Source organism: Bacillus sp. LL01 (assembly GCF_001037965.1).
In genome coordinates, this window is the sequence record NZ_LFEL01000026.1 from 1 (window position 1) to 12,349 (window position 12,349).

Sequence of the window (12,349 nt, forward strand, 5' to 3'; positions counted from 1 at the left end):
TAACCTAGACCTGTGAAACACATGTAATTCCACCAGTCTACAACATGACCTATCTTTTTATAAGTGATCCAAGAAAGCTCGAAATTCAAAAACACCCATTTCTCCAAAACACCTCTTTTTCCACCTCGAATTTTGTCGTTTCCACCCCTAAAAACCCCCGAAACCCGCATTCCACCGTTTTCATTTTTGATTTTTGCCTAAATGCGTTCATTCACTGGCCGCTGTATGCTGAGTTTATCTAAAGCAACTCACCTAAGGAGGCAGTCTATATGCAGTCAGGTCGTATTGATCAATTCACTCATTTAAGCGCATTTTCCTCAACTGAAGAATTTAATGAGGCGGTAACCGTTCATTTCAAACAGCATTTTCATCTATTCACGAAAGGCGAGATGATAGCTCTGAAAAGGTTAATCCGCTATAGCGTGAAGCATAAAGGAGTGTGTAATGCCAGAGTGGTTAAGATGGTCKAAGCGACTCATGAGAGTGAGAAAGGAATTTCTCGTTCAACCTTTGAGAGGATGCTAAGAAAAGCGAAGCAGTTGAAGATCATTGAGGTTCATCATACGGTTCGGAAAAGCGGGGGATTCTCTCACTGTGTTTATGTTTTTCTTCCACCTGCTGTAGCCAATGAGACACAATTGACGGAGCGTACAGAAGCCGAAAAGCCTGATCCACCAAGTGTTGAACCCGATAATTCCACTCCTAAAGCTATTATAAAACATAAAGCTATAAATCAAATTCAAGATCATAGTCATACTAGTACAGCCGCTCCTTCAATCGATGATGATCTCCCTCCCTACATTCCAGAACGCTTCAAATATGTGACAAGTTCCTTTTCCCATCTTGCTCCGAAATTCACCGAGCGACTATGGTACAGTGCCCTATCCGCTTACAAACAAACAGGACAAACCGACCCTATTGAAGACTCCCTTCCTCTCATGATTCAAGCTTTTAAAGTCACAATCGCGAAATACAAGAACAACCAGATTGAAACGAGCATCTTTCAATACTTCTACGGAACCTTCCTTGCAATGCTCGCAGCTGAAGATAGAAAAAGAGCCGCAGAAAGACTTGGATTTCCAGCTTGGCTCTCAAAATAAAAATAAATCCCTCTTATTTTACAATTAATACCATAATGTAACCTCTAGATTGTTCCGGTAAATCTCTAGTCCATTAATAATTTGGGGAAAAGGAGCTAGAATGTGTGAAATCCTCCCCTAAATTTAACGAAATATTAGGCCAAACCATCCGGAAAATACGATTGGAAAAAGGCCTGACGGTCGATCAACTTGCCGAAAACTCTARGATTAGTACGAAACACCTTGGAAAGATCGAACGAGGGCAAGTATCAGTCTCTGCACTTGTCTTAATGATGATCGAGAAAGGGCTCGGTTTTAAAAAGCCAGGCAGCATTTACATAGGCGATGTTCTAGACCTCTATCAAAATCTCTATCATTACGTAAAAGATAACGACAAAGAAGAAAAGTAGAGCCTTCCGCTCTCCCTTTTCTTCGTCACCTCCCCCCTACGATTCGCACTCTACATCCTAACTCTAACCCCATTAAGGAGAGATTCCCCTATGACAACCCCAATCCTTTTAAGCTACGAAATCAACCGCAACACGATGGCACTTTTGCCAGCCTTTCACACTGATTACGACACCATCGTTTTAGAATCGGATCACACCTACTACGTAAAGGAAACAAGCCAAAAGATGATCGAGAAAGCCTGTATTGAAGGTGGTTCTACTTATAAGGGCAGAGGAGAAGCGGTTAGTACCTTAATCAATGTTCATAGTAAAATACCAATCCCAATCGACCCAACCGACCACCTCTACATATTCCCGACACACTCACCGACTAGTATGGTCTGTGTCTGGATCTTCTATCACCACATCACAACCTTTAAACCTCTCCCAAACTCGTCGAACAAAACATTGATCACCTTCACCAATGCCGAACAACACACCCTTGATGTCTCCTACCCCACCTTTGAAAAACAAATGCAGCGAACATCCTATTGTATTGTCCGGTTAACGCATAGACCATTTGAGCGACGGAGGAGGTTGCAGGTGGTGGAGTGAACCATACCAAATCGAGCATGTATGGTCCACCTCGCTTAATACCATCGCCTTCACTTTAACGAGTTAACAAAATAAAGTGGATGTCTATAATAACACTTCCTCTAAGCGTAAAGCCTAAAGGGTCAGTAACACTTAAAACCTGGGGAGTGGCTGGCCCCGGATCCTCTTTTTTTATCCATTCTAAATAACCTTGAATGGGAATGGCTGATTAAAGTTTAAAGGACTTACTCCCGTTTATTTACCGGGGAGTGACTACGTATACTCTCCATTCGTGTCAATAAATTTCACTCTAACTTAACATCGTCTCTAATACATCCAGTTCTATAACTAAAGGCTCTTGGTAACTTTCAACAAGGTTTGTTTCGAGATATGCCCTTAGAGCTCCTTTGATAGGTGATTTATCTTTTATAACTTGTAAATCCTTAACTTTTAAATCCTTCAAGAGACCTTAGCAGTTTTTCGCCTAAGTAATTTTGATCATGTGCATTCAATGAAATAAAAATGGTACCCATATAACCAATATGGTCGGTGTATGGGTACCTCGATTTGCAGTCAATAAAAGAATCCATTTTGAAAAACTGATAGATCAAATGGATTCTTTTCTGGAATTTAAAATTCCGTTTAATACTTATGGTTAAGCAAGTTTTACTTTTATTACATAACCTTTTTAGATAACCGTAGTAAAGAGAAGTCTTTCTCTATTTTTTCTTCTGTATTTCTTGAAGAGACTGATAGATATTGATTTTCCCATTGCCAAAATGGATATCACTCTTTTTGTCTGTTAGAGGCGTACTACCATCCCTTAAATACTTCTTCACTTTATTCAAATTTAGATCTCTTCCGTTTTGAGTTCTATATTCTGAAATAATAAGAGATGCTCCAGCACTAACTTGTGCCGCGGCTAAGCTTGTACCCATGCTTAGCGTATAGCCTTGAGGTAGTCCAATTAGTTGATCTAACATCGTGTTAGGTTGATTATTTGGGTAAGTAGTAATAATCATATTAGTTAAATCAAAATCCGAACCTAAATCTCCACCGGGAGCAGAAAAGTCAATTTTTTTTCCGTAATTCGAGTAAGAAGCTTTTGTATTTTGTTTTCAAAGTAATAATAATATAAAGGTAATCTCAAAATAGAATGTTTCTCATTTCCCCTATTAGCATTTAGGTCATTCGCTAATATGACCCGACTTTCCTCTACTACTTCTCTCGACCATAATGATGGTTGTTTATCAGAAGAAAACTCACGTAAAAGTAATAAGCTTATAACATATTCTTTTGCAAGCGAATCATTTCGACGAAGCATGAAATATATAGCAGAATCCGAATTAGCAAATGGAATGATCGTTATAACTCCTATTGCAATACTCATATATCCTAATATATTAATAAAGAATGAAGGGTAGGCCCAGCTTAGGAGCAAGAAGAAAACCCCCCATAAAAAACTAAAGATTGGTCCTCCCATAACAGCCCATTTCCATCTCGCAATTAAGTTTTTAGTAGAGTTTCCTGGCAAAAGGTGAACCACGCCACCGACTTTTTTCCAATCTTTATTCTCAATAATATTTGTTCTGCCATTACTTTTAAATATCCTAAAAAACATAGCGGTAAATTCCATTACATTCAGCTTATTTTTCCAACCAAAAAATACATGCCCCAACTCATGAATAACCACAGCCATGTTCCATGCAAAGAAAACAAGTAAGTAGTTCAAAAGAGTATCAGACTTTTCTTGAAAAATAAAAGCAAGTAACAGCATAAGTAAAGTAAAGACTACATAAAGGAAAAGTGGTCTATACATAATTTGTTTCACAGTGGCCTCCTCCTGCTAAATCGTTAGTTTATACTTATTTATTTCTATTACGATAAAGCATAAACGTTCCATATACGGTGATGAAAATTAAAAAATACAACCAAATATCAATCGTTGTCTCTGCACTTAAAATATCAAGTAGATTTAAAACGATCAAAACAACAGACCCAACAAATAGAGCATTATACATCGATGAAATTGTTTTATATAAAATGAGTTCCCCTCTTTCATCTTTTCCCTCAGCGCTTTTTTGAAACTTTAAAAAGTAAGCATTCGAAAGCAGAACGACCAGCATTAATAATGCAAATAGTAAAACAATCATGAACTACCCCTCCTCCTTGTAATCAAATATATTAACAATAGGCTCTTCAAAAGCTAGTGCTATTTTAAAAGCAAGAACCAATGAAGGATTATACTTATTCTTTTCAATATGCATAATTGTTTGCCTGCTAACTCCAACAAGGTCAGCTAGGTTTTGTTGAGACCATCCGTTCATAGCTCGATAGACCGCTACACGATTTGATAACATGGCATACCTCCTCAAAAAGTAAATATTTTCAATATCTTATATATTAATACTTAAGAGATATTATGTAAAGTATTTTTAACAATATGTTTTAAATACATAACATAATGTCAAAAATACTTATTAGTTTCAATTTAAGCAARAACATCCCCTACTCAATAGGAGACATTTCCAATAGAGACTCTTACACGAGAATAAATATTTTTTCAATTTTAGTCTTGTTCGTATTAATCGTTATTGTAAATTACATAACGGGGAGATTATAACAACGAAAGAGCATGCATTAGTAGGCTCTTTCGTATGCTCAAGACCAACCTCACTTTCATCAGCTGAAGAAATTTTCCCAATTTCTTCTCTACTATAAGGGGCATAAAGGGAAGTATATTCCTTCGCCTCAAGCCCCTTGCCATTAATCAGTAAATCTTTCTTCATACCTTCATCTCCTTAGGCTTTGATGTTTTCAGTCGCTTCGATAGCTGAGATTGTTTCCGAAAGAATCGTCATCATTTGCTTGATCTCTTCTTTATTGATCGTGAGTGGTGGCGCAAAGACGAGCGTGTCCTGCCCATCAAAGACGACTGAGCGTAGAACGAGTCCGCGTTTTGCCGCTTCTGTAACCACAAGTGGAGCTAAAGGTGTTTCAAATCTCTCATTCGTTTGTTGATCTTTCACAATTTCAACAGCTCCCATTAAACCGAGGGCACGGACTTTTCCGACTTCGTTCTCGTTAGAATCTTTTTCTTCTCGGGTTGACCTTTTAAAATCCAATAATGTCTCGCGAGCTTATAGGCCGTATCATTCGACTCCGAACCGCCGGATGTGAAGAAGGTTGCTGATAAATGACCGGGCGCGACTTCTGCTAGTTTCGCMGCCAAKCGAATCGCCGGCTCRTTGCTATASGTYGCAAAACAAGAGCTAAAAGCSARTKTCGACATTTGWTCCTTTGCCACTTCKCCCATTTCCTCGCGWCCRTGMCCAATATTGACGTTCCATAAAGAAGACATWCCATCAATRACTCTTCTGCCTTGGATATCTTCTAAAAAGAYYCCTTCTCCTTTTGTGAAAATAAARCCYGGCCCATCTTGCTGCTGTTGTTGAATAGGTGAAGTCGGGTGAAGRAARTGCTTYTTATCTARTTCCATTAACTCTTGGATTTCACGATTCATSTTGATCGCTCCCTCTCCGAAATGATTGTTTGTCTATTTATATYGCAAGACTTATGCCAATTTTTTTCGTGTGATACATGGGAGTTCAGGCAGCTTTACTGGCGGCGGTTCTGGAGCAGGTGGAGGTGGTGGCGGTTCAGGTGCGTTATAATTGGATACAAAACAGGTTAAGCATCTCCGCTCAACCTGGCTGTTCATCATTCGTAAGCGTCAAGCAAATTCTCAGCATGCAGATCATTTCCAATATCTTGCTCCATTTATTCGAATTATTGCTGAGTTTGTTCGAATTAATGGCAAACTCAAACGAATTAATCGCTATTTTATTCGAATCAGCAACAAAAATGTTCGAATTAACCGCTACCTTGATCGAATCACCCACAAACATCTCCAATTAATTCCCCCCACCCCCAATATCGCACACAAAAAAACCAAGCWGCGCACCCACAACAGCTTGGTTCATCACTTAACTCTCAAAAACCATCTCTTTCTTAATCCCTTTTTTGAGAATATTGTTATACATAATAAACTCATAGATATCTTCTTCTACTAATGGAGAGATTTTCTTTAATTCGTCTAAGCTTAGATCTTCAATGGCTTTATTTTGTTCTTCGCAATAGATAACGATAGCGCCTACGATCCCGTGTRCATCTCGGAAAGGGACATTTTTATTAACAAGATAATCAGCTACCTCTGTCGCATTTAAGAATCCTGCTTTAACGGCTTCTTTCATCTTTTCTTTATTCACTTTTAGGGTGCGGATCATCTCATTCATTATTTTTAAACACGCCATAGTCGTATCTACACTATCAAAGAAAGGCTCTTTGGCTTCTTGCATATCTTTGTTATAGGCAAGCGGTAGTCCCTTCATGATCGTTAATAACGACATCAGCGAGCCGTATACTCGACCTGACTTTCCTCGTATCAGCTCGGCTGCATCTGGGTTTTTCTTCTGTGGCATGATACTACTTCCTGTTGCGTAGGCATCATCTATTTGAATAAACCCAAACTCCTGGCTGCTCCATACGATTAATTCTTCACTTAGCCTGCTTAGATGCATCATCACTATCGAAAAGTGAGACGTTAACTCAATTAAATAGTCTCGGTCACTCACTCCATCTAGAAAGTTTTCGACCGGCTGTGCAAACCCTAATTCTTTTGTGGTCATCTCTCGATTAATCGTATGAGTTGTTCCSGCTAGTGCCCCGCAACCCAGTGGGTTTTCATCCATGATTTCAAGAGCGCTTTTGATCCGTTGGGCATCTCTACCTAACATACTCGCATAAGCTCTAAGATGATAATTAAATGTAACCACTTGAGCACGTTGGAGGTGCGTGTAACCTGGCATGATCACATTCTCTTCTTTTTCTTTTTCTTCTAACGTAACTTTTAGGTTGTCTATTTCATTTAGTAGATCTAAGGATTTGTTTCTTGCATAGAGCTTCATGTCCACTGCAACTTGATCGTTTCGACTTCTCGCTGTATGCAGCTTTTTTCCCGTCTCTCCAATTCTATTAATTAGATGACCTTCAACAAAGCTATGAACGTCCTCATAATCCCCATCAATGGTCAGACGCTCCTGCTCCACATCTTCTAAAATGGATTGTAGACCCTGTAGTAACTTTTCCTTTTCCATAGAAGTGATAAGATTAGAGCCGAACAACATCTTCACATGAGCGATACTCCCTGTTAGATCTTCAGAAATTAATCGACTATCCATCTCTAACGAAGAATTAAAGTCTTCCATTAGTTGATCTTCTTCTTTTTGGAACCTTCCGCCCCATAGTTTCATCCTTTAACATCCATCCCTTCACTCGTCTTTCTTATTTGGATTCTCGAAATGATAACCACCGTGATAGCCATCAATATGATTGCTACGATTAATGAAATAGCACTGCCTGTAATACCGGCAATAATGTAGGCTACTAAAGCAATGGATGCATTTAGTACGGCGTAAGGTAATTGAGTTTTCACATGGTCGATGTGATCACACCCAGCCCCTGTTGATGATAAGACTGTTGTATCTGAAATAGGAGAGCAATGATCTCCAAACATACCACCTGATAACACTGCACCGATACAAACGAACATGTGCGCATCGAGTCCTACTGCCATTGGAATAGCTAAAGGAATCATAATAGCGTAAGTCCCCCAAGAACTTCCTGTAGCAAACGACATAAGCGCCCCTGCTATAAAGAGGATCGCCGGTACAATATATCCTGGAACATTACCCTCCATGATTTCAACAATATATAAAGCTGTACCCATTTCACTTAGAACGGTACCTAATGCCCAAGCTAATACTAGCGTAATGGCTACATACATCATTTTTTGCATACCAGATAGATAGATTTCAAATGTTTCGTTGATCTTCTTCACTTTATAAAGGACCATTAAAACTATTAATAAAATACTAGCGAATAAATAAGCTGTACTTAAAGCAATTCTGAAATCACCACCTGCGACTGGTTCAAATGGAAATCCAAAGGTGATCAACAGACCAAAAAGAGTAACAAATAAAACTAAAAGTGGAGCCCATATTAATAAGGGTTTACTAATGACACCATCATTTAATTCATCCGTTTTTCTAAGCGGCTTAGATGTTTTCCAATAAAGTTCCCCTGTTTCTTGCACTCTTCGCTCGGCCTTTGCCATCGCTCCAAACTCTAGTTTAGTGAGAGCTACTAAAGGAACCATCAAGATAACTAAAAACGAATAAAATTGAAAAGGGATAGCTTGAACAAACGTCGTAAATTCGGAGTCTGTTACATTTATGTTATCAAACTCTTGCCTAATTAATCCCATTATGTAAACACCCCAACCAATAAAAGGGATTAATACAGCAACTGGAGAAGACGTTGAGTCAATAATCCATGCCAATTTCTCTCTWGAAATTTTGATTTTATCGTAAATTTTTTCGAATACCGGTCCAACTATTAAAGGTGTTCCTAAATCTGAGAAGAAAACGATGATTCCACCAAACCAAGCTGATAATTGAGCCTTAGCTTTTGTATTTATAAATCTGATCGTACTTTGGGCAAAGGCTGCGGCTCCTCCTGATTTCTCCATCAAAGCGACAAAGCCACCTWTAAATACGAGTARCACGAGGACGGCTGCATTAWAGCTATCAGTAAGCTGTGGAAACAAATAATCACCAATCGTCTCCATCGTTGCTTGAATGGGACGACCATTCGCTAAAATTAACACACCCACAAAAAGACCTGTAAATAAAGATATAATGACATTTTTCGAAATGATAGCAATCAAAATTGCTATGATAGCAGGAAGTAAAGATAACATCCCCATATGCTCCATATACATCACCCCATTTAATTTTAGGGTAATACCTTTTTATTACCCTAAAATAAGTATATTTGAATTTTCTGATTACAACAACCATTATTTTCAAGTCTATATGTCATTTTAATTGATAAACCTTTTGCGGCCTCCCTCTACTAATGGAACTTTCTTCACCAATGTAAGCAATGACGTCAATCTCAACTAAACGATTTAAAAACCTTCTTGTATTCCTTTTATCCCATCTTAGTTGATCGGCAACATAATTAACCGTAAACTTGCGCTTACCTGACCTAATAATCAAATCACTCAGTTTGTAATAGTTTTTTATATTGATGTCGGCACTTTTAAACTTATCGRTCAATTCGAGATCTGTTGAAGTTAATTGGTAGTTAGTTTCTCGATTTGATTCATCTAATTCCATAACAGAACGATCGTCTTTCACGATAACGATCCTATTGCTTGCTTTAGCCGCTTGCGAGATGGCATGTTTGGCATTGGATTGAGCGGAATAGGCATTATCTCCATAGCCTATACCTACGTTAAGGTTAACACCCCAGTTCCGACTCAATTCTTGCAACGTATCCTTCATTAATGGGAGGTCCTTTTCCATCGCTCCTCTTGAACTGAAAATTAGATAACAGCCACCACCTTCTTCGATCAGTGAACCATTTACACTCTCACAAAGCTGTACTAAACGTTCTTTTATTTTAAGTTCAATCAGTTGTAAGTTATAAACACTTCCAGCATCTTCAACTAACTTCTTATAATTGTCTATTTCCAGTAATTGAACGGCCACTTGAGTACCTTTAAAATAAATAGCTTTTATTCGTTCTTCTATTATTTTAAGCGTTTGCATAATTTCCATTTCAGTCGTAGATATTCGATAAGAAGGAACCTTTTTTAACTGCAGTTTTTGATAGACCTCGTCAAAACAAGTTAATGCCGCTTCAGTTACTCCACTTTCCCATAGATCAACATGAAAAGTGACAAGTTCTTCTGTGCTTGTATCGATATCAAAGGTTTTAAGATTCATTTTCAAAGAATCAATCTTTAATTGTTCCATAGCTTTATGTAAATGATCGGTCGATAATTCGTCAATACTAAGTCGCTTCAGACTTCTTCCATGAGAACAAACGGCTTGCAGCAAGCTCTTATAAATACCAGCCTCTGTGTGTTCTATGTACACTAACTTCTCTTCACTCGCCATGACTTTCTTAGCTATAAAATAAGCTAATTTACTCGAGAAAACCCAAGTGTCAGCTTGATGGAAGTGTGTCTCGATTATTCCTTGAGTGTCTCTTATGTTGTTATAAGGAAACCCTACATATTGTAAATCACTCTCTCGTTTCTTCGTAAGATTTAAAATGGTATTCACCGTTGAACGAGGACCGACGATCCCTACCCTATACATCCTTCACCAACCCTTCTTAGCACGTGATAATTAAATGATCATACCTCATTCTTACCTACTTCATTTATGTAAATAGACGTCTATGACTCTTCATTCTACAAAAAGCAGCAAAACCCTCTAACGGAATGAAAGTATTGCACACGAACAAGCCCACTAAACTTAAGCTCAGCGGGCATTATGATCGACAATTAGTAATTCCGGGTGGTGACTGGCACCCAACAACTCGGAGGAGTTTTAAAATCATAYATATTAGTTAGAAAGGACACTGTCTATTGAACTTACCCCCATAAATACCACTATGTATAAAGCAATGCTTAGTAGAAAGTATATGATCAAAATGAATACATGTTTCTCCTTTACGTTGATTATTCGGCCAATCAAAAAAAAGAAACCAAATGGGACTAATAGTAGTAGAAGAACAAGAACCATCCTAAACGATGTAAGAAATATGGTTAACAAAAGTAGGATAACAATAATAGAAGTGAATATCTTCTTAGTGATTTTGTTGAATTTCATAGTCCACAACATATTTACAGGTACAGCAATTAAATATAGGATTAAAAAWCTAATGAAAGAGTACTGCATGTATGCGTAAGTTATGAGAGTCTTTTCATAAGGTAAATTTCTAAAATCTACGTAGATAATAACCGTGAACAGAAGTGAAGTTAAAATAATTGATAAATTAGCGATTATTAGTTTCTCTTTAAGGACTTTAAAAATATTAATAATTCTCACCTCTGCGATTGAAAGCTATATTTTTTAGAAATGACTGGCACCAAATCCTGTCATAACAAGTGGGGCTCTATCTGTCCGCCGCATTACTCACTTGGTTCTCTTTATATTTTATAGTTTTAACAAAACGTGTTAATAAAAGTGAGCCCTCRAAATTTTTCTTTCAAAAGGGTGCATCTATGATCATACTGATGAACGATTTGTATATATATGACAAACAGAATCTGATTGTTTATTACAAAATAAAGCGCAGCACTTTCGCAAGGATACATGCAGAGTTCTGCATTGTCATTTACTTGACATTAACATTCCACAAACTCTGGGACTAATCGTCCCCATCTATAAAAGCTTTCAATCCCCTAACTTCATTCAGCTGACTATCATATTCCATAATCTCAACATCTTCAGGTATTAAGTGTTTATACGTTCTAATATAATACTCGCCTAAAGTCTCTCCTCTTTTTTCGTTGTAATCCTTTAGAATAAAAAATACTTTTCTATATCCTTGTGGCGCTAGGAAGAAATAATGCATCGCTTCATTCCATACTGTCATTTTTGCACTAGGTACTTTCCCGCTAGAGGTCCATTTGTGTGACTTACACTCTACAATCATTTTTTTAGAGTCACTTGAAATACACCCTAAATCGAAATTACGATTTTTCTTTAATTTACTTACACCGACTGGAAGACAGACCCCTCTATCAAGTAAGATATTATTTCCTTTGAAATAGTCCAATGCCACCTCTTCAAAATCTCTGCCAACGTGAGCATTACTTATAGAATTTTCTCTTTGAAAGTTCATGAATCCACCCCCCTTTATTAAATTAACTTGTTAAAGTAAAAATCCATAATAGCAGCACCCTYCAAGCTTCTATAACTCAGAGGGTGCTGCTCTTTTTAAATCAATCCCTATTAAACAAATCTCTCGTATAAATCTTCTCTTCTACATCTTTCAACTCTGCATTGAGTCGATTAGAGACGATGATATCAGAAGCTTGTTTGAATTCAGCTAAATCTTTAAACACTCTAAATCCATCAAACTGATCTTCTTCCAAAACTGGTTCGTAGATTACTACTTCAATACCCTCGTCCTTAACTTGTTGCATAATGCCTTGAATGGCTGAAGCTCTGAAGTTGTCTGAATCGGTTTTCATCGTAAGACGATAGATTCCTACTACTTTCGGTTCTGTAGCAATGATTCTAGAGGCAATATGACCTTTGCGCGTATCATTGGATTCTACAATCGCACTCACGATGTTGTTTGGAATGCCTTCAAAGTTTGCACGTAGTTGCTTCGTATCCTTTGGTAAGCAGTATCCACCGT

The 12,349-nt window shown here is 37.7% G+C and carries 14 protein-coding genes and 1 pseudogene; 4 read left to right on the forward strand and 11 right to left on the reverse strand.

The annotated features are described in order from the left end of the window. Positions 1-269: 269 nt before the first annotated feature. The 3 genes from AB685_RS29860 to AB685_RS22100 all read left to right on the forward strand — a co-directional run bounded on the left by AB685_RS29860 (position 270) and on the right by AB685_RS22100 (position 2,083). Positions 270-1,100 (forward strand): hypothetical protein, encoded by an 831-nt coding sequence (locus tag AB685_RS29860; RefSeq protein WP_053073915.1) that lies wholly within the window; start codon positions 270-272, stop codon positions 1,098-1,100. A gap of 104 nt (positions 1,101-1,204) precedes the next feature. Then, the gene (locus tag AB685_RS22095) at positions 1,205-1,489 is read left to right on the forward strand and encodes a helix-turn-helix transcriptional regulator (protein ID WP_053073916.1); all 285 of its coding nucleotides are present in this window, start codon (positions 1,205-1,207) and stop codon (positions 1,487-1,489) included. Positions 1,490-1,579: 90 nt separating this feature from the next. After that, positions 1,580-2,083, forward strand: a complete 504-nt coding sequence (locus AB685_RS22100; protein WP_047972735.1) for a competence protein ComK — start codon at positions 1,580-1,582, stop codon at positions 2,081-2,083. A 698-nt stretch (positions 2,084-2,781) separates the two neighbouring features. Here the strand turns inward: AB685_RS22100 and AB685_RS22105 are convergent. The 6 genes and pseudogenes from AB685_RS22105 to AB685_RS30530 all read right to left on the reverse strand — a co-directional run bounded on the left by AB685_RS22105 (position 2,782) and on the right by AB685_RS30530 (position 5,585). Then, complete coding sequence (locus tag AB685_RS22105; RefSeq protein WP_128755931.1) at positions 2,782-3,138, reverse strand: S8 family serine peptidase; 357 nt, start codon at positions 3,136-3,138, stop codon at positions 2,782-2,784. Then, the gene (locus tag AB685_RS22110; protein WP_047972737.1) at positions 3,108-3,893 is read right to left on the reverse strand and encodes a M50 family metallopeptidase; all 786 of its coding nucleotides are present in this window, start codon (positions 3,891-3,893) and stop codon (positions 3,108-3,110) included. Before AB685_RS22110 ends, AB685_RS22105 begins: the two co-directional genes overlap by 31 nt. A 34-nt stretch (positions 3,894-3,927) precedes the next feature. Further along, on the reverse strand, positions 3,928-4,215 hold the full coding sequence (locus tag AB685_RS22115; protein WP_047972738.1) for a hypothetical protein: 288 nt from the start codon (positions 4,213-4,215) through the stop codon (positions 3,928-3,930). Positions 4,216-4,218: 3 nt separating this feature from the next. After that, positions 4,219-4,422 (reverse strand): helix-turn-helix transcriptional regulator, encoded by a 204-nt coding sequence (locus tag AB685_RS22120; RefSeq protein ID WP_047972739.1) that lies wholly within the window; start codon positions 4,420-4,422, stop codon positions 4,219-4,221. A 231-nt stretch (positions 4,423-4,653) separates the two neighbouring features. Beyond that, on the reverse strand, positions 4,654-4,851 hold the full coding sequence (locus AB685_RS22125) for a hypothetical protein (protein WP_047972740.1): 198 nt from the start codon (positions 4,849-4,851) through the stop codon (positions 4,654-4,656). Positions 4,852-4,863: 12 nt separating this feature from the next. Beyond that, a pseudogene (locus AB685_RS30530) lies at positions 4,864-5,585 on the reverse strand (aminotransferase class III-fold pyridoxal phosphate-dependent enzyme). A 77-nt stretch (positions 5,586-5,662) separates the two neighbouring features. Here AB685_RS30530 and AB685_RS31805 point away from each other — a divergent pair. Beyond that, positions 5,663-5,980 (forward strand): hypothetical protein, encoded by a 318-nt coding sequence (locus tag AB685_RS31805; RefSeq protein WP_198530565.1) that lies wholly within the window; start codon positions 5,663-5,665, stop codon positions 5,978-5,980. A gap of 68 nt (positions 5,981-6,048) precedes the next feature. On the opposite strand, the gene argH is transcribed toward AB685_RS31805, so the two are convergent. The 5 genes from argH to AB685_RS22165 all read right to left on the reverse strand — a co-directional run. Continuing rightward, positions 6,049-7,374: an argininosuccinate lyase gene (gene argH, locus AB685_RS22145; protein WP_047972743.1), complete on the reverse strand. Its 1,326-nt coding sequence runs from the start codon at positions 7,372-7,374 to the stop codon at positions 6,049-6,051. Then, complete coding sequence (locus tag AB685_RS22150; protein ID WP_347230878.1) at positions 7,371-8,903, reverse strand: Na+/H+ antiporter NhaC family protein; 1,533 nt, start codon at positions 8,901-8,903, stop codon at positions 7,371-7,373. The genes argH and AB685_RS22150 overlap by 4 nt, the downstream gene beginning before the upstream one ends. Positions 8,904-9,000: 97 nt before the next feature. Continuing rightward, positions 9,001-10,293, reverse strand: a complete 1,293-nt coding sequence (locus AB685_RS22155) for a hypothetical protein (protein WP_047972745.1) — start codon at positions 10,291-10,293, stop codon at positions 9,001-9,003. Between the two features lie 1,057 nt (positions 10,294-11,350). Beyond that, entirely contained in the window at positions 11,351-11,827 is a 477-nt protein-coding gene (locus AB685_RS22160; protein WP_047972746.1) for a hypothetical protein, read from the reverse strand. Positions 11,828-11,927: 100 nt separating this feature from the next. Continuing rightward, positions 11,928-12,349, reverse strand: a 422-nt coding sequence (locus AB685_RS22165) for a UDP binding domain-containing protein (protein WP_047972747.1), incomplete at its 5' end; no start/stop codon positions are given.